Here is a 17,386-nt window from a genome sequence, read left to right as displayed (position 1 = left end):
CTTACACCTCCTTTATTTTTTGGTAGTTTTTGTAGCTTTCAAAACATTTCTAACTCTTCCCCAAATAAGCCCTTCCACTCCCTCCGCGTATATGTCTCCTGTGCTTGGCTCAAAGCGTAAGATTATCTGAGGGAGCCATTCAGAAGCGTGCCCTTGATAGGTCTGTCCGTTCTTTGCGGGATCAAACATAGAGTAGTGGCACGCACACACAAACCGCTTTTTGGAATAGCTAACAGGACAGCCCATGTGGGTGCATAGGGAAGAGAATGCCACTATATCCCCATCCGGTCCCACACCGCCATAAGCCCTTTCTCCAAGCTTGATGAGCACTGCGGGAGAGTGCTCATCTGGGTAGTTAAAGCTAACAGGCTCGCCTACCCTCAGGTTCCTGATGTTTGCCACCTTTACCCTTGGGTAGGGCTGGCTCGTAAGGGCCTTCACCAGCTCCGGCGAGGTCAAGAGAGCGCCCATCATTGCGCTCCCCCCTATGAAGGTCCTTCTGGAAATCTTAGTCATAAACATCATCACACCTCCTAACGGGTTTCGCTTTTTATATACTGCAAACTTCGTGCCAGTTTTAAAACATTGAAAAATCAAGACTTTTCAAAAGGAAACCTCCCCGAGAATGCTCAAATTTTGACAATGGGTGCTCAAAAATTGAGCAGATTTTACTTGAGGTTTCTTAGTCTGCTTTCCAGGGTGTTTCTGGATATTCCCAAAAGGCTCGCCACTTTGGATTTGTTCCCTGAGTATCTTTCAAGAAGCTTTTTTATAAGGTATAGCTCCACCCTCTCAAGGAGGTTTGGAAGTTCCTCCTCTGGCACCGCATCAAGCAAAAGCTCCAAAGCTTTCTCAAAAGAAGAATGTTTTTTTTCCTCCTGAAGGGCAAAGTCCTTTATCCTTCCAAACCTTGTTTCAAGCACTGCCTTATAGACTAAGTTTTTTAGCTCCCTAACATTCCCCGGAAAGGAATAGTCCATGAGTTTTCTTAGTGCCTGCTCCTCCACTCCCTCCACGCTCGTTCCCAACTCGGCGTTGGCAAGGGCTACAAAGTATTCCACCAAGGGTTTTATGTCCTCTTTTCTTTCTCTGAGTGGTGGCACGTGTATTTCCAACTGGCTTATTCTGTGGTATAGGTCCTCTCTGAATTTTCCCTCTTCCACCATCTTTTTTAGGTCCCTGTTGGTGGCAAAGATGAGCCTTACATTTGCCTTCTCCTCCTTTGAGCTACCCAAGGGGAAAAAGCTCTTTCTTTCCACAAAAGCCAAAAGCTTGGCTTGGAGCTTGTAGGGTAAATCCCCTATCTCATCCAAAAATAGCGTTCCGCCCTCCGCCAACTTAGCCTTTCCCTTTTTATCCACCAATGCGCCCGTAAAGGCTCCCTTCACATAACCAAAGAGCTCTGCCTCAAAGAGGTCCCAGGGTATGGCTGGGCAGTGCAGTATTACAAAGGGTCCCTCTCTCCTCGGAGAGTTTTCATGGATGAGTTTGGCAACAACTTCCTTTCCTACCCCCGTCTCTCCTGTTATCAAAACATTCAGATCATTTTGACAGGCTAAGCCCACCTTTTTGAACACCTCAAACATAGCCCTTGAGGAGCCAATTACCTTTAATTCCCTGCTGTAAGAGGGCTCAAGCTTTGGAACAAACTCCAGGGCGTTTTTTACCGCCTGCAAAAGCTCTTGGCTACTAAAGGGCTTTTTTAATACATCTACCGCACCAAGCCTTGAGGCATTTACCACCGCGTCCGCATCCGCATAGGCGGTTATAAAGATCACCGGAATGTTAAAACCCTTTGCCCTCAGTTTCTCCACCACATCCGTCCCCCTCTCACCCTCCAACCTTATATCCATCAAAAGTAGGTTGCTCTCTGGCAGATACTCCTCCAAGCCCTCCGGGGACTGCAGGGCAACCACCTCAAAGCCCTTTGAACTGAGGACCCTTTTTATAGAATGCAAAACCCCAAAATCATCATCCACCACTATAACTCTCATGCCTTCACCTCCACTAAAAAGGTAGAACCTTTTCCTTCCTCGGAGAAAACGCTCAGCTTTCCCTCAAGCATTTGCACATACCTGGCTACCGTAGAAAGACCAAGCCCAGTGCTGTCCCGCTTTGTGCTAAAGAAGGGATCAAAGACTTTCTTTATGTGCTTTTTGGGTATCCCGTGCCCGTTGTCCTTTACCATAAGGATTGTCTTTTCTCCGTCTTTCCTGAGGGAAACTTCTATCCTACCTTTTTCATCTACTGCCTCTATGGCGTTTTTGAGTAGGTTGCTGAGGATGATCTCCAAAGCGGTTTTGTTGGTGTATAGTTTAAAGTCCATCACATCCAAAACCAAGTCTATGTCCTTCTTCTTTATGGCGGGCTCGTAGATCTTTAACACATCCTCCACCAACTGCCAGGAGCTAAACTCTCTTTTTTTCTCCTCTACAGGTCTGGCAAACTGTAAAAAGCTACTCACTATTTTATCAACCCTCTCTATTGAAGCCCTAACCACCTTTATATCGTCCTCGTTCCATTCGCTTACTTCAGATAAAAGCTTCAGAGGGAGGATGGCATTTTTTAGTTCATGGGCGAGGTAGGCGCTCATCTCCCCAAGCAAGGAAAAAACCTCCATCCTCTTTACCAACTCCTCGGACCTTTTTAGCTCCGTTATATCCTTTAGGGTAAAGATAAAGGCATCCACCCAAGGCACCAAGACCGCCAAGGCGTAGCTCTCTTCCCCTTTCTTGTTTCTGAGCTTTACCACGCCCGTGTAGGTTCCTTTCTGCCTTATGCTCTCCCTTACCTCTCTTCTTTCCCTCGGTCCTCCCAAAAGCACTCCCACCTTTCTTCCAAGCAGGCTCTCCACTGAAAAGCCATAGTTCTCTACTGCCTTGTTGCAAAAGTATATGGTTCCCGCCTCATCTAATATTAGAACGATCTCCTGTAGGGTGTTAAACAGGCTCTCATAAAAGTTTCTTGCAAACTCCAAGTTGGAAAAGATACCCTTAAGGTCGCTCAAGCTTTTATGCACAAAGTCTGCCAACTCGGTTAACTCATCCCTCTCCCAAAAATCCTTCTTGGTGGGCATACCTCCCCTTTTAAACTCCTCTATCATTTCCCTCACCTGCCTTAGCCTTTCATTTATTCTAAGGGAAACAAACACTCCCAAGAGCACGCCCACAAGGGTAAAGAAGAAAGTAAAAGCCAAGGTAATAAACCTAAGGGGAGATACGATACCCTCTATGTATTCCCTTTTGATCTGATAGTAGAGATAGCCTATAGTGTATGAATAGCTTTCTATGGGGATTTTTAGGTAATCTGTGCTGCTAGAAAAGTATCTTCCCACTACCTTCTCCTCTGGTTTTGAAGAAGCGATTACGCGGTTGTTGGCATCCACAAGGACCACCTCCTTTACACCTGGTATTTGAGAGAGGGCTTCAATTTTGTTAAAGGCTCTCCAGTAGTTTTCCATAAGGATAAGCTCTATGAGTTCATCCTTTTGAGATTGTACAGACTCTTCAATGGTGTTCATCACATGCTGTTTTAGTTTGTTGCTCAGATAGTTTATGGTTAGCAAAGACATAGGTAGAGAACAGAGGGCGATTACAAAAACAAAAGTGAGGGAAAGTTTTAGTCCTATGCTGGCTTTTCTGAGCCTTTCAGCAAAAGCCTTCATCTAATTTTCTTTATGTAGCTTATCATATGGGCTATGGTTTCGTAATGTTTTGGCTCAAGGTAGGTAAAGCCCAATATGCCCATATTCTTTAGGATTTTCCTTCCCTCCTCATCCTGATGCATCTCTAAAAGGGTTCTCTTTACCACTTTTACTATATTTGGGTCCAGTCTTTTGCTTGCTACAATAGGTGTGGCCGGGAAGGGTCCAAACTTCTGGATAACTTTAAGCTTGTTGGTGATATACGGTGCCACTAAACTGGTATGTTCATAGACTATGCTATCTACGCTGGCACCCTCCACAAATCCCTTATAGACCGCCATTATAGACTCGTAATGGGAGTAAGTGTATATCAAGGGTTTAAAAAACTCAGTGGGAGAGTATCCGTTTTTCAGAAGAAAGTAAGTGGGGGCAACGGAACCTGAGTTGGACTTTGGGTCCGAAAAGGCGTAAGGTTTTCCTTCAAAATCAAGGATTGACCGATAAGATCTGTCTTTTTTGGTTATAACATAGGAATAGTAGTAGGGACCATCGGAGGTAAGTGGGACCGCGACGAGGTAATAACCGTATTTTTTGTGCCCTTCCACATATGGAGCACCGCAGATGTAAGCCAAATCAACCTTTCCGTTGAAAAGATAAAAATCCATTTCATCGTAGGACCTCGCAAAGACTGGACTAAAGCTAAAGCCCGTTTTCCTTGAAAGGTAGTCCAAAAAGTCCTTTATGGTTTTTACATCTTCCCTTGTGATGACCGCGGTAAATCCTACCTTTATATCCCTACCAAAGGCTAAAAGAACACTCAGCAAGAGTGCAAAAAGGACGATCATGGTTAAAAATTAAATTTATGATGAATTTGGTGGTTTTAACGGGGGCGGGTGTGTCTGCGGAGAGCGGTATTCCCACCTTTAGGGGTAAGGAAGGGCTCTGGAAGAACTTCAAGCCCGAAGAGTTGGCAACGCCTGAGGCTTTTAGAAAAAATCCCAAACTGGTTTGGGAATGGTATGATTGGAGAAGACAGCTTATAAGCAAAGCACAGCCCAACAAGGCTCACAAGCTGTTGGCACAGATAGATGCTGTAATAATTACTCAAAATGTGGATGGCTTACACCAAAGGGCGGGCGCAAAGAAGGTCATAGAGCTTCATGGGAACATATGGAGGGTTCGATGCACAAGCTGTGGAAAGGAGTATGAGAATTACGAGGTACCCTTAAGGGAGATACCTCCAAAGTGTAAATTTTGCAATGGGCTTTTAAGGCCAGCGGTAGTTTGGTTTGGAGAGAGCTTGCCAATGGATGCTCTGGAAGAGGCTGAGCGTTTGGCAAAGTCCTGCGAAGTATTTTTGGTGGTAGGAACCTCGGGAGTTGTCTATCCGGCGGGACTTCTTCCCTTTGTGGCAAAACAGCATGGTGCCAAGGTGGTAGAAATAAACCCAGAGAGCACTCCCATATCCGAGATAGCGGACATAGTTATAAGGGAAAAGGCAACGGTGGGAGTTGAAAAGTTTATACAGACCATGTTAAATTTATAGTACAAATGAACAGGAAGGAACAGATACTTGAACTGATAGCAAAGGGATACAACAGTGTTAAAACCCTCGCGGAACACTTTGGCGTCTCCCTCATGACCATATACAGGGATGTTAGGGAGTTGGAGAGGGAAGGAAAGATCATAAGAAGACACGGGGAGCTTCTTTTGAAAAAGGAGGAAGAAAAGCAGGTTCAAGAGATAGGTGTATGTGCTTACTGTGGGAAACTATCCGACAAACGGTTGGAGTTTGTGTATAGGCTTACGGGTAAAACAGTTTACGCCTGCTGTGCCCACTGTGGGCTTCTTCTCTTTAAGGAACTTCAGGGCAATGAAGTCCAATCTTGCATGACCCGAGACTTTATATCGGGCAATCCAATTAACTGCTTTTCCGCTTGGTATGTGGTAGATTCTTCGGCGGTGCCCTGCTGTAGTCCCTCCGCCATAGCCTTTGGCAATAAAGAAGACGCGGAGAAGTTTGCAAAAGGCTTTGGAGGAAAGGTCTTTGATTTTGAGTCTGCAGTACAGGTAGTGGAGGAGCTTATGAAAAGAGGACAAAAAGTGGTATTTGAGGTAAGGTAATGGAAGGTATAGAAAGGCTTCTGCCATCTTTAATAATAGATAGCAATTACCGAATTGTGGCAGCCAATCAAACCGCAAAGAATATGTTTGGAGAAATAATTGGAAAAGAATGCTATAAAGTGCTATACAACTTAGAAACACCTTGTTATCAGCGTGGTATAAAATGCCCTGTATATGGAAAAGAAAGTGGATTTGATATAGTAGATCTTGAATTTGAATCTTATTTAAGAGGATATGGTGTTATACCATGGGGGGGAATGTTTTACGAAAGTGTGGTTAATATAACCAATATAAACAATATTAGGTCTAGCTTCATTGACAATTTAACTCAACTGTATAATAGGAAGTTTATGCTTAATTTCCTTGAAAAAACACACAACCTATGGAAAAGATACAAACAGCCTTATACTTTGCTTTTCATAGATCTGGACAACCTAAAGGAAATAAACGACAATTATGGGCATACCGCAGGAGATGAAGCACTAATAAAAGTTGCATTGTGTATAAGGGCGCACACAAGGTCTTCAGATACAGCAGCAAGATGGGGTGGAGACGAATTCTTGATGGTATTACCCAACACAAGCATAGAGTATGGAGAAAAGGTTGCTTTAAGAATTATTAAATGTGTGAGCGGTATCCAATTTTTTACAAAGTTATCTGTTAGTATAGGTGCAAGCCAACCTTCGGACAATGACAAATCATACTCGGAGGTTTTAGCAAGGGCGGATAAAGCCCTTTACCAAGCCAAGCAAAGTGGAAAATCTAAAGTTGCAGTTTTAAAGGCAGATGGGTTATCCTATCTTATAGATATTAAGGAGGAAAGTGCATGACATCTATAGTTACTATAACAGTAGATGGGAAGACCCTTGAGGTAGAAAAAGGCAAGCCCCTGCTTCAGGCTTTGCTGGATGCAGGTATAGATGTGCCTTACTTTTGCTATCATCCCAGGTTGAGAATAATAGGTGCCTGCAGGATGTGCATTGTATATAACGAGAAGACGGGAAGGCTTATAACCTCTTGCAATACACCCGTGGAAGAGGGGATGGTTATATCCACCAAGCATCCTATGGTGGTGGAAAATCAAAAATACCTCTTGCAAGCCTTCATGACAAGGCATCCCTTAGACTGTCCTATATGCGACAAAGCGGGAGAATGCGACCTGCAAAATTATGGTGCCCTCTTTGGACCTCAAAAACAAATAGTTCCCGTCTCTGCCCTTGAGAAGGAGAGGCATCAGCTGGACTGGGAGAGCGACTTTTTGGAATATTACTCCAACCGATGCGTAGTGTGCTATAGATGCACCCGGGCGTGCGACGATGTGGTGGGTGCAAGGGCTCTGTATGTGGAAGAGAGGGGCTTTCAGGCAAACATAGCACCCGCCCAAAGACCTATGGACACCTCCACCTGTGAGATGTGTGGGATCTGTGTGTATGTATGCCCAGTGGGTGCCATAATCTCAAAGCCCTTCAAGTACTGGACCAGAAGCTGGCTACTGAAAAGGGACCTAACTGCCTGCAACCTTTGCCCAGTGGGTTGTGAGGTGCAAATAGAATACGGCGTGGGAGACTGGAGGTCCAAAGAAAAGGTGTATAGAACGAAGCCTACCGATAGCTTGGATATATGTGCCAAAGCCTTCTTTGGCTACGACCTTTTGAACGACAGCAGGTTAAGAAAGCCCCAGCTTTTTGGTAAAGAGGAGACCTTTGGCAACACCGCCCAGATCCTTGCCACCTACCTAAAGGGTGAGGGCACCAACGCCATAGTTATATCTGGATACCTCAGCAACGAAAACTTAGCCCTTCTTAAGGAGATTGCCCAAAGAAGCTCCGCCTTGGTTAGCACCACATTAACCGCCAACCTCTATCCCTTCTTGCAAACCTACGGAGAGTATAAGCCCATAGGCATTGAGGAGCTCAAGAATTATTCCCAGTTTCTGTTGGTGGGAGAGGACTTAACCTCCACAGCACCGGTGCTCTCTTATTACATAAAGGGTAAGGTCTTCAAGGTGGGCAATGTGGAAAGGGACGCAAAGCTAAACCCAGAGGTGATAAGCTGGGGAGATGTCCAAAAGCTTGATGGCAAAGGTTTGCTGATCTTTAACTTAGAGGGTGTTTTTGGAGAGTCCGCCAAGGAGTGGGGTGCAAAGGTTAGAAAGTTTAAAGAGGAAAAGGGCTGGGATGTTATGCTGGTCTGCAAAGAGGCGAACTTTTTGGGCGTGCTTGGGAACTTTTCTTGGGAGGAGCTCACTCCCATAGAGAGCATAATAAGGCATGTGGAGGAGGGAAGGGTAAGAAACCTTCTGATCTTTGGAGAGGACCTCTTTGACCTTTATGGCTCAGAAAGAATTTCCAAGCTTAGGGAAAAGGTAGAACACTTTGTGGTCTTCTCTCCCTTCTTAGATGGGCTATCTTCCCTGTCCTACTTTAGGGTGCCCATGTTTTTGATGGGAGAGGAGGAAGGGACCTACTCAACCCTCATGGGTAAAAGGAAAACAAAAGGCTTTTTGCCCGAGGGTGGTAGCCTTCAGGAATTTTTAAAGGGCCTTTTGGATAGCCTTCCAAAGGGTGGAAGTATAAGCAGGCTCTCTGAGGAACTGTTCCCTCAGGAAGGTCTGGTGGAGGTGCATCTATACAGGAGCAATTGGCTAACGAGAAGGAGCGCAAACCTTTCAAAGCTTTATGAAAAGAACAACCTTTATGAGGGAGTAAAAAATGTATAAGCTCTTTAAACTTACTCTGCTCTTTGTGGTGCTTGCCTTTGCCTTTGCCCCCGAGATGAAGCTAAAAAGGGTCTCGGGGAACATCTACATGGTTAGAGGTGTGGATGCCCTGCCCTCTTTGGAAAACAGGGGGTTCATGTCCAACGCCTTTGCGGTGCTAACCAAAGAAGGATGGGTGGTGGTGGATGCACTGTCTACTCCTGAGCTTTCAAAGGAGTTTGTGGAGAACCTATACAGGGTCAAAAGGGCACCCATAAAGTATGCCATAATAACCCACTACCATCCAGACCATTGGTATGGTGCAAAAACATACAAAGAGCTTGGAGCAAAGATAATAGCCCACCATGTTTTGATGGAGGAATACAAATCCGGTCAAGCCCAGATGGCTCTGGATGGTGCCAAGCAGAGGTTCAAGGGTCTCTTTGACAATGTGGTTTTGGTGCCACCAGATATAGTGGTAAAGGAAGACACAGAACTAAAGGTGGGAGAATACACCTTTAAGCTTATTCCCCTCAAACACAGTGCCCATACTAACAACGACCTTGTGGTTTATATGCCAAAGGAGAGGGTGCTCTTTGCGGGAGATTTGGTTAGCTACAAAAGGATCATTTTCGCAGGGGACAGAAACGCCAGTGTAGGAGGATGGATAAAGGCTCTTAGGATGCTCAAAGGTATGGATGTGGAGGTTATCCTGGCCGGGCACAACGAACCTCTCAAAAAGGATGCCATAGATGATACTCTGAACTACCTTACCTTTCTTAGGGAGAGGGTAAAAAAGATGAAAGAAGAGGGCAAAAGTGTAGACGAGATAAGGCAAGCACTGGCGGAAAATCCCTTTAAGGACTACAAAATGTATAACGAATTTTACAACGCCAACATCTTTGCGGTTTATAACCAGTTGGATTACGAGGAAGATTGAGGGTCTTTTGGGTTAACGGCAATCCAAACCCAAACTTTGGAGGCACAGAGCTCCACACCGTAAGCATGTTAAAATACCTGAAGGATTTCTTTGACATAACCCTAATATGTGCCAAGGGCAGTTTTATGGATAAAAATACAGACTTTGTAAGAAAGCTTTACATACCCTTTCCCCACAGCCTAACACTGCCGAGCATGATAAAGCTGTATAGGGCAATAAGTTCAGAAAAGCCGGATATTGTAGTAGCCAACAACGGAAAGGAGTATCCAGATGTTCTTTACTGCGGAAAGTTGGCGGGTAGTAAGGTTTTTTTCTTCAGGCACATGTCCCGTATGAGAGAGTGGACAGTCCGGAAGTTTGTCTTTCCCTTTGTGGATAAATTTTTGGCGGTAAGCGAACATGTTAGGCAAAACTTAATAAGGGAAGGCGTGCCACCGCAAAAGGTGGAGGTGGTTTACAACGTCATAGAGGAGGACGGGTTCAAAGCTACTCAAAAACCAAAGAACGGCAAGCTAAAGGTTCTTTTTGTGGGCAAGCTGGATGAAGGAAAGGGTGTCTTTGACTTGGCAAATGCTTGTTTGGAGCTTTTAAAAAAGGGCTATCCCATTGAATGCATCTTTGTGGGCAACGGAAGGGCGGAGGCGGATTTGAAGGCTATGGTCCAAAACTACCGGGAAAACTTTCTCTTTGTGGGCTATACCCCAGAGGTGGAAAAATACTACGCCCAAGCCCATGTATGCGTTATTCCATCAAAGGGAGAGGAAGCTTTCCCAAGGGTTGCCCTTGAAGCGCTAATCAGCGGCTGTGCCTTGGTAGTTTCCGACTCGGGAGGGCAAAAGGAGGCGGTAATAGAAGGTTTCAACGGCTACATCTTTGAAAGAGGAAATCCAGAGGCACTTAAGGAAAAGCTCTCCTTAGCTCTGGAGAACTGGGAAACCTTCTCCCAAAACTCCCAAAAGCTATATTGGGAAAAGTTTTCCGCCCAAAGGACAATAAACAAAATTCTTGAGATTTTCACACATTGAACCTAAAGTACATTATGTCTCCGTCTTGAACCACGTAATCCTTGCCTTCTAACCTTACTAAACCAAGCTCCTTTGCCTTGCTGAGGGATGGGAGGTTTTTGTATTCTTCGTAGTTGATGACCTCCGCCGCTATGAAGCCCCTTTCCATATCCGAGTGAACCTTGCCCGCCGCTTGTGGTGCCTTTGTGCCCTTTTTAATGGTCCAAGCCCTGGTTTCCTTCTCGCCGGCAGTAAAGAAGGTTATAAGTCCAAGCAGACGGTAACCCTCCCTTATTAGCTTATTTAATCCCGGTTCTTCAAGCCCGTAAGCCTTCAAAAGTTCAAGCTTTTCTTGACTTTCTAATCCGATCAAATCTGCCTCAAGCTTGGCGCACATAACCACCACCGGCGCAGACTCTTGCTCTGCGTAAGCCTTTACCTTTTCGGACCACTCATTGCCCTCTGGCAAATCTTTCTCTCCCACATTGGCAACGTACATGATGGGTTTGATAGAAAGCAGAAATAGAGTCTTCTTTGCATACTCTATGGTTTCCTCTCCAAGCTCTTCTTTGTGCCTCCTCAGAGGCTCCATTCTGTCAAGGACTGCCTTTATCTTTTCCAAATGTTCAAGCTCCTCTTTTACCTTTTTGTCTACAAGCCTTGCCATCTTTTGAACCTTTTCTAACCTCCTTTCCACCGTCTCCAAGTCTTTGGCTATAAGCTCCAAGTCTATAATCTGGGCGTCCCTTATTGGGTCAACCTCTCCCTCTACGTGCACCACATCCGGGTCCTCAAAGCATCTCAGAACCTGAACTATGGCATCCACCTCTCGGATGTTTGCCAAGAACTGATTACCCAGACCCTCCCCTTTGCTGGCGTTTCTTACCAAGCCCGCAATGTCCCAAAACTCTATGAAGGTGGGTGTGATCTTTTTTGACCTCTCCTTTTGGGCTATGTGGTAGAGCCTTTGGTCTGGCACCTCTACCACGCCCACGTTGGGTTCGATAGTGCAAAAGGGATAGTTGGCAGACTGAGCCTTTGCCGACTGCAAAAGGGCATTAAAAAGGGTTGATTTTCCCACGTTGGGAAGCCCTACTATTCCACAGCTGAATCCCATGTCAAAGGGAGTTTATTTTATCAGAAATTCTCTTTAGAACTTCCTCCTCATGTGGGTAGGGAATGCCAAGCTCCTTTATTCTCTTTATCAGTGCCAAGGCGTCCTCAAAAAGACCCTTTCGCTCGTAAAGATACACCAAAACCTCAAAGGAGTTGATCTGTGGCAGTTTTCCACCGTTTCTTTCCTTTAGCTCTTCCGCATACTCTGGAAATAGCTCCACATCTCTTTTTGCAACTTCCTCCATCTTCTCAAAGTCTTTGAGTTTTTGATAGAGCAAAAGAAGGTCGTTGAGGATCAGATGTTCCTCGTAGGGTGTGCCTTCTTGCTTTAGGGCTTCCCAATAGAGCCAGTGGGCAGTTTCAAAGTCCTTCTCCAAAAGGGCGGTTTGGGCTAAGCTCCCAAGAAAAGTCCTCTTTGTGTAGGCAGTTTGAACATCTCCGCTGTCAAAGTGCTTAGCCTTGTAAGGAAAGTTCAAGTTCTTTATGGTTTTTAAAGAAAAGTAATACTTTACCTTCTTTTGCCACTTGGGCTCCAAAGACTCATACCAATCCCAAAGGTCCAGGGCTTTGAGTATTCCACCCTTCTCTCTGAAGATTCTAAAGACCCTGTTTAACATACTTTAAACGCTATATATTATCACCCTTCTTTATCCTGTTTATGATCCTGCTCACCTCTTTGAAGTTCTTTACTCCGTATAGCTTCATTACCACACGCCTTTGGAGGGCTGGCTCCAACTTTAAAAAGCCTTCCCTTCCTTCCTCCCTTACCTTCAAAAGGGCAGTCTGGACTAACTTCTCAAGAAGTTCATTCTCCTCCTTTAAAATCTCCCTCATCCTAAGCACGCTCTCTTCCAGGTTTGGGTTTATAGCCTTTAGCTCGGGCACCACCCTGTGCCTTATTCTGTTTCTTGCCAAAGAAAGGTCATAGTTGGTGGAATCCTCCACCCACTCAATGGCTTGCTTTTTGGCAAAATCCTCTATCTCCTGCCGAGTGGCAAGGTAAAAAGGTCTTATAATGTTGCCTTCCATTGGTTCAAAGCCCAAAAGTCCCTCAAGCCCCGTGCCCCGTGTGAGCCAAAGAATTATAGTCTCCACCAAGTCCCCCAGGTGATGGGCAGTTGCTACCAAGTCAAAGCCTTCCCTCTTTCTCACCTCCTCAAAGAGCCTGTATCTTTCCTCCCTTGCGACCGCCTCTATGTTGCCTCCCTTTTTTTTGGCTAAGCTTGGCACATCCACCCTCTCCACAAAGAGCTCTAAGGAGTATTTTTGGGCGAAACTTCTTGTAAAGTTCTCATCCCTGTAAGATTCTTCTCCCCTCAAAAGATGGTTTATGTGTAAAAGGGCTAAGCGTTTGATCTTTAAGGGCTCTCTTAACCTTTGCAGGGCTACCGCTAAAGAGGAGGAGTCTATGCCCCCGGAGAAAGCTACAAGAATAGCACTGTTGGGAGGGATCAGTTTTGTCTTCCTCTGTAGGGTTATAACCTTCCTCAGAAGGCTGTGATATGCCATTACCTTATGAAGGGATACCTTCTTAGAACTGCCCTTACGGGCTTTTCCCTAATTATAAGCTCAACCTCTGCGCCCTCTTGCAGATATTCCTTATCCACAAAGCAGAGGGCTATGCCCTTTTTTAAGGTGGGCGAAAAGGTTCCGCTTGAGACCACACCTATTTCTTTGCGGTTTATCTCTACTCGGTAGCCTTCCCTAGGCACACCCTTTTCTTGCAACTCCAGACCAAAGAGTTTTCTCTGTGGCTCCTTTGAAAACATCTCATCCTTTCCTAAAAAGTCCTTTTCCCTGCTTACAAACCTGTCTAAGCTTGCCATCAGAGGAGAGATATCCTCCGAAAGTTCGTGTCCGTACAGAGGCATACCAGCTTCTATCCTCAAAACATCCCTTGCACCAAGTCCACAGATTTGCACCTCCTTTGAAAGGGCCTCAAAAATTTCAATGCCCTCTTTGATGGGTGCGTAAATTTCAAAGCCATCCTCTCCTGTGTAGCCTGTACGGGAAATTATTACGTTCCCAACTGTCAAGAAGTTGTATCTTTTCAAACCACTAACGTCAAAATACTTCTTCAATTTTTCCTCTGCGGATTTGCCCTGAAGGGCTATTTGCACACTCTGAAAGGTCCAATCTTCCACAGTTAGACCCCAAGAGGCAAGCCAGTTTAAAACCTTCTCCCTGTTTATGCTGTTTACACACAAAAAGTATTCCCCCTCCCCCATCATATAAACAGTTATATCATCCTTTACACCTCCCCTCTCGTTGACCAATAAGTTATACTGCACTTTACCATATTTTAGCTTGTCCAAGGAGTTGGTAGTCAAAAAGTCAAGCTTTTGTTTTACATCTTTTCCCTTAACCCAAAGCCTTCCCATGTGGGATATATCAAAAAGTCCCGCAGAACTCCTGACCGCCATAACCTCTTCTACTATGGAGGAATACTGCAAAGGCATTTGGTATCCCGCAAACTCTGTAAATTTTGCCTTTAATTGGATGTGTAAAGGATGCAAAGGTGTGGTTTTCATAGAAAAATTATACTTTAAAGCTTTGATTCAACTCTGTATATGAGCCAAAATACTACCCCCAAGGCTAAAATCACAAGAGAGAGTGTTATCAACTCCTGAACCTTCTCGGGAGACAAAGAGAGTATCAATACCTTTCTTATGACTGCCGCCAAGGCAACGCCTACAAATACTTTTAAGCTAAGGGCAGAACCTTTTATGTGTTTTATTTCCTCAGAAAGAAGCTCAGAGATTGCATAAAGGATTAAGATAGAACCTAGCACACTCAAACCACCCCTTTCCAAAGGCAACACTCCCGTGAGAATGAGCCAAATTTCGTATATGATCCAAACAATGAGAAAAACACCTACCACTGCCAGGGTAAAAACTATGAAAAAGTCAAAAAACCACGATATCCTTTTAACGTTTTCTATCAGAATTTTTTGATACTTTCCCATTGCATGATATAGGCGCAACTCTTCCTCTCTGAAAGAATTGATCATTACATCAAGGTTTATGTCTAAAGCCTTGTTAATCGAGATCAGTATTCTATTGGTTTCTGCAGAGGTTCCCATCTCTTTATTTATGATGTTCATTAGATAACTTCTTACAAAGTTCATGGATGCTTGCACATAGTGAGGTGGGAGCCCTATCTTGAAATGAACCTCTCCCACACGGTATAGTCCTTTTAGGTATTGAGCATCATACTTTGAAGTGAAAAAGGATGCAAACCATCTTTTTATTTTTTCTTTGTGCCTATCCCTTATCTCTTTGCTGGAAAGATATTTGCTCGCATCCGGGAAATTTTCAAGGTGTCTGTAAAATTCTTCTACAAACTCTTCCTTGTATTTTTCACCTATCCAAGCAACCCTGCGTAGGTTCTCTTCGTCCTCCTCAGTCCAGTTGTAATGAACTTTGAGCTCTTCTATGGTTTCCATGGTGTTCCTGTTTAAGGATTATATTATTGACTTTAATATGGAGGCAGTTTATCAGCCTTCGTATAGTGTTATAAGGTATATCCAGTTTAAGTTTATTATCTCTATTCCTTACTCCTTGCTTTTTATCCTTTCTTTACCAAGCACCAAGCTAAACTTTGCTTATTGGATGCAGTCTAAAGAGCTTGTGTTAAACTTTTCCCAAGCAAGCTAAGGCTTGGCGGGGCAAAGTTTGGATGTAAGATAGACCAAACCCTTGCTTATCCACCTTGCTTAGCACTACCGCACAGCATCAAGCAAGCACTTAACCCTTGCTTGTTTGTTTGGCACCTTAAGATAGACCTACCCCTTGCCTTGCTTTTTAGCTTTGCCCATTTGCTTGGTACCTAACCAAGCACAAAGCTAAACACCTATGCCTTGCTTGTCCTTGCTAACTCTCTAACCGCTTTCTTTTCTTTCTCTTACCGCCACCACCAACTAAAGCATACTCCAAGCCTTGACCTATCTCTTGGCTTGGTTCTTGGCTTAATGTTTGGCTTGGTTCCAAGCTTTGGCTTAGTTCTTTGTTTGGTTCTTGGTTTGGTTCCTTGCTTTGGTTTGGTTCCTTGCTTTGGCTTGGCTTTTGGCTTTGGCTTGGTTCCAAGCTTTGGCTTGGTTCTAAGCAAGTGGAAGAATAAGGTAGATGCCCCGCCAAGCCCCCATCCAAAGCCAAGCCATCGGACTTGGCTCCTTCTGGGGACTTGTCGGGAATATCTTCACACCTTCCCACCTTGCTTAAAACCAATTCCCAAGCTTGTTTATTCAATGTGATGTTTTCATGTTCCCAGCCTAAAAGACTTGCCTTTTCTTGGTTCCCTTGCTCCCTTGCTTTCTCTAACTGGTTTCTTAGCCTTGCCCTTTCCCTTTCTAACTCCTTGACTTTCCAAGCCACCGCTTGGTCAAAGCTTAGCCTATACTTCAAAGCATAATAAACAAGCTCCAGCAAGTCAGTTAAAAACTTGATATACCTTTTCTTTTGATTATTCCCACCGCCAAGCCTTGACCTAAGCAAGTCAATTAATGGCTTGTATGGACTGTTATCTTTGTGGGATTGAAGGAAAAGCATAAAAAACTTGCCCTTAACTTCTGCCCTTGCCTTGTCCGTTTTCATTCTGTTAAGTGAAGTTCCCGAAACTTCAGGATTTGCACCCATAACCATATAGCCAATGAAACTATCCACATCCTTAAACCGTTCTATGTCCCAGTAATAAGCTATCAAGGTAGCAATCAGAATATCGTTCAAGCCATGAAAAGACTTGAGAATTTCATAGTCTTTATGGTTCCTTGCTATGCTTGTTATCTCTTCTTCAAGTTTGCTATGTCAATCCAACACAACCCTAAGCTTGTTTAGTTCCATCAAAGCCAAGCCACTTAATGCATGTGGAGTTTGCTTTAATTCTTGTTCTATCTCATCCAAAGCTTTTAGAAACTTCTTTCTGTCCAAATCACAGTAATTTTTAGTGGGAAAGATAACCGCTAAATACTGGCTTAATCTGTTTGCATGCTTGGTTATGTCCTTTTCATTTCTCATATGTTGCCTAATCAAAGCCCTAAGATGGGCTAACTCTTTGTTAAACCGCCAAACTCTTTTAGGTCTTTCAAAAAAGAAAAGCCTAAGGTAGTATGCATCCGTATAGTCATCTTTCTTTCTTACCGCTTGGTAGAGTTTGAAGTTCTTAAAGTCCTTGCCATCTGCAATATAGACCTTTGCTCCCAAGTCTTCTAAGACTTGCCCCCACCTAAGCCCGTATGCACCCGTTTGTTCTAAAACCACAATGCTGTTATTTACCAGCTTTTGAAGGCTTTTGAAGTTTTCAAGGCTAAGCTTGTATGCTTGATTTCCATCATGGAGTATGATATAATCCTTGCTAACATCACAGCCTAAGACTTTTTCCTTCATTGCCCCGCCTCCTTCCCCTTTTTATACCGCATTTAACCCAAAAAGTCAAGTGATTTAAAAACCGCTTGCAAATGATACTCAATCTCAAAAAGCTTTGAAAAGGACAAACTACCCCCTCGGCAAGCTAAGGCTTGTCGGGATTATAACACTTCCCGCCTATAGAAGTCGGGATAATCTATACCCCCGCCAAGCCTTAGCTTGCTTGGGAAAAGTTTAACACAGGCTCTTTAGACTGCTTGACTTTTTTAAAAGGATGTAAGATAATCTATAAAACTATGGCGAAGTGTTACGTTTGCGGAAAGACTACCAAGGTAGGAAGAAGTGTGACCTTTTCCGGAGAGAGAAACCCGAGACTTTTTAAGGCTAACCTTCATAGGGTTAAAGCGGTGCTTGAGGATGGCACCGTAAAAAGGATATATGTTTGCACTAAGTGTCTAAAGGCGGGTAAGGTAGTTAAGGCAGTAAAGTTCTCTTAGTCTG

18 protein-coding genes are annotated in these 17,386 nt (G+C 44.2%); 7 read left to right on the top strand and 11 right to left on the bottom strand.

Going from position 1 to position 17,386, the window contains the following annotated elements:
- Positions 1-12: 12 nt before the first annotated feature.
- The 4 genes from THERU_RS04540 to phnD form a co-directional block, all read right to left on the bottom strand.
- Entirely contained in the window at positions 13-516 is a 504-nt protein-coding gene (locus THERU_RS04540; RefSeq protein WP_025306093.1) for an arsenate reductase (azurin) small subunit, read from the bottom strand.
- 152 nt (positions 517-668) lie between these two features.
- Positions 669-1,994: a sigma-54-dependent transcriptional regulator gene (locus THERU_RS04535; RefSeq protein WP_025306092.1), complete on the bottom strand. Its 1,326-nt coding sequence runs from the start codon at positions 1,992-1,994 to the stop codon at positions 669-671.
- Complete coding sequence (locus THERU_RS04530; RefSeq protein ID WP_025306091.1) at positions 1,991-3,664, bottom strand: sensor histidine kinase; 1,674 nt, start codon at positions 3,662-3,664, stop codon at positions 1,991-1,993. Before THERU_RS04530 ends, THERU_RS04535 begins: the two co-directional genes overlap by 4 nt.
- Positions 3,661-4,488: a phosphate/phosphite/phosphonate ABC transporter substrate-binding protein gene (gene phnD, locus THERU_RS04525; RefSeq protein WP_025306090.1), complete on the bottom strand. Its 828-nt coding sequence runs from the start codon at positions 4,486-4,488 to the stop codon at positions 3,661-3,663. Before phnD ends, THERU_RS04530 begins: the two co-directional genes overlap by 4 nt.
- 17 nt (positions 4,489-4,505) lie before the next feature.
- Between phnD and THERU_RS04520 the strand changes: the two genes are divergently transcribed.
- The 6 genes from THERU_RS04520 to THERU_RS04495 are packed head-to-tail and all read left to right on the top strand — an operon-like array spanning position 4,506 to position 10,430.
- Entirely contained in the window at positions 4,506-5,189 is a 684-nt protein-coding gene (locus tag THERU_RS04520; protein ID WP_245565792.1) for an SIR2 family NAD-dependent protein deacylase, read from the top strand.
- 5 nt (positions 5,190-5,194) lie between these two features.
- Entirely contained in the window at positions 5,195-5,767 is a 573-nt protein-coding gene (locus THERU_RS04515) for a DeoR family transcriptional regulator (protein ID WP_025306088.1), read from the top strand.
- Positions 5,767-6,597: a GGDEF domain-containing protein gene (locus THERU_RS08315; protein WP_025306087.1), complete on the top strand. Its 831-nt coding sequence runs from the start codon at positions 5,767-5,769 to the stop codon at positions 6,595-6,597. Before THERU_RS04515 ends, THERU_RS08315 begins: the two co-directional genes overlap by 1 nt.
- Positions 6,594-8,486 (top strand): 2Fe-2S iron-sulfur cluster-binding protein, encoded by a 1,893-nt coding sequence (locus THERU_RS04505; protein WP_025306086.1) that lies wholly within the window; start codon positions 6,594-6,596, stop codon positions 8,484-8,486. Before THERU_RS08315 ends, THERU_RS04505 begins: the two co-directional genes overlap by 4 nt.
- Entirely contained in the window at positions 8,479-9,405 is a 927-nt protein-coding gene (locus THERU_RS04500) for an MBL fold metallo-hydrolase (protein ID WP_025306085.1), read from the top strand. Before THERU_RS04505 ends, THERU_RS04500 begins: the two co-directional genes overlap by 8 nt.
- A complete protein-coding gene (locus THERU_RS04495; protein ID WP_025306084.1) occupies positions 9,402-10,430 on the top strand; it encodes a glycosyltransferase family 4 protein in 1,029 nt (342 codons plus the stop codon). Before THERU_RS04500 ends, THERU_RS04495 begins: the two co-directional genes overlap by 4 nt.
- Here the strand turns inward: THERU_RS04495 and ychF are convergent.
- The 7 genes from ychF to THERU_RS04455 form a co-directional block, all read right to left on the bottom strand.
- A complete protein-coding gene (gene ychF / locus THERU_RS04490) occupies positions 10,420-11,526 on the bottom strand; it encodes a redox-regulated ATPase YchF (RefSeq protein ID WP_025306083.1) in 1,107 nt (368 codons plus the stop codon). The genes THERU_RS04495 and ychF overlap by 11 nt on opposite strands.
- Before the next feature lies 1 nt (position 11,527).
- The gene (locus THERU_RS04485; protein WP_025306082.1) at positions 11,528-12,142 is read right to left on the bottom strand and encodes a hypothetical protein; all 615 of its coding nucleotides are present in this window, start codon (positions 12,140-12,142) and stop codon (positions 11,528-11,530) included.
- Between the two features lie 10 nt (positions 12,143-12,152).
- On the bottom strand, positions 12,153-13,034 hold the full coding sequence (gene tilS, locus THERU_RS04480) for a tRNA lysidine(34) synthetase TilS (RefSeq protein WP_038532125.1): 882 nt from the start codon (positions 13,032-13,034) through the stop codon (positions 12,153-12,155).
- Positions 13,034-14,056: a glycine cleavage system aminomethyltransferase GcvT gene (gene gcvT, locus THERU_RS04475; RefSeq protein ID WP_025306081.1), complete on the bottom strand. Its 1,023-nt coding sequence runs from the start codon at positions 14,054-14,056 to the stop codon at positions 13,034-13,036. The genes tilS and gcvT overlap by 1 nt, the downstream gene beginning before the upstream one ends.
- 14 nt (positions 14,057-14,070) lie before the next feature.
- The gene (locus THERU_RS04470) at positions 14,071-14,970 is read right to left on the bottom strand and encodes a protoglobin domain-containing protein (protein WP_025306080.1); all 900 of its coding nucleotides are present in this window, start codon (positions 14,968-14,970) and stop codon (positions 14,071-14,073) included.
- Positions 14,971-15,397: 427 nt separating this feature from the next.
- A complete protein-coding gene (locus THERU_RS08560) occupies positions 15,398-16,270 on the bottom strand; it encodes a hypothetical protein (RefSeq protein WP_281168737.1) in 873 nt (290 codons plus the stop codon).
- 57 nt (positions 16,271-16,327) lie between these two features.
- Positions 16,328-16,906 (bottom strand): IS110 family transposase, encoded by a 579-nt coding sequence (locus THERU_RS04455; RefSeq protein ID WP_025306077.1) that lies wholly within the window; start codon positions 16,904-16,906, stop codon positions 16,328-16,330.
- A 275-nt stretch (positions 16,907-17,181) separates the two neighbouring features.
- Here THERU_RS04455 and rpmB point away from each other — a divergent pair, with 275 nt between their 5' ends.
- The gene (gene rpmB / locus THERU_RS04450) at positions 17,182-17,382 is read left to right on the top strand and encodes a 50S ribosomal protein L28 (protein WP_025306076.1); all 201 of its coding nucleotides are present in this window, start codon (positions 17,182-17,184) and stop codon (positions 17,380-17,382) included.
- Positions 17,383-17,386: the final 4 nt, after the last annotated feature.

Origin of the sequence: Thermocrinis ruber (assembly GCF_000512735.1) — a bacterium.
GTDB lineage: Bacteria > Aquificota > Aquificia > Aquificales > Aquificaceae > Thermocrinis > Thermocrinis ruber.
This window is presented reverse-complemented; position numbering and strand designations above follow the sequence as displayed.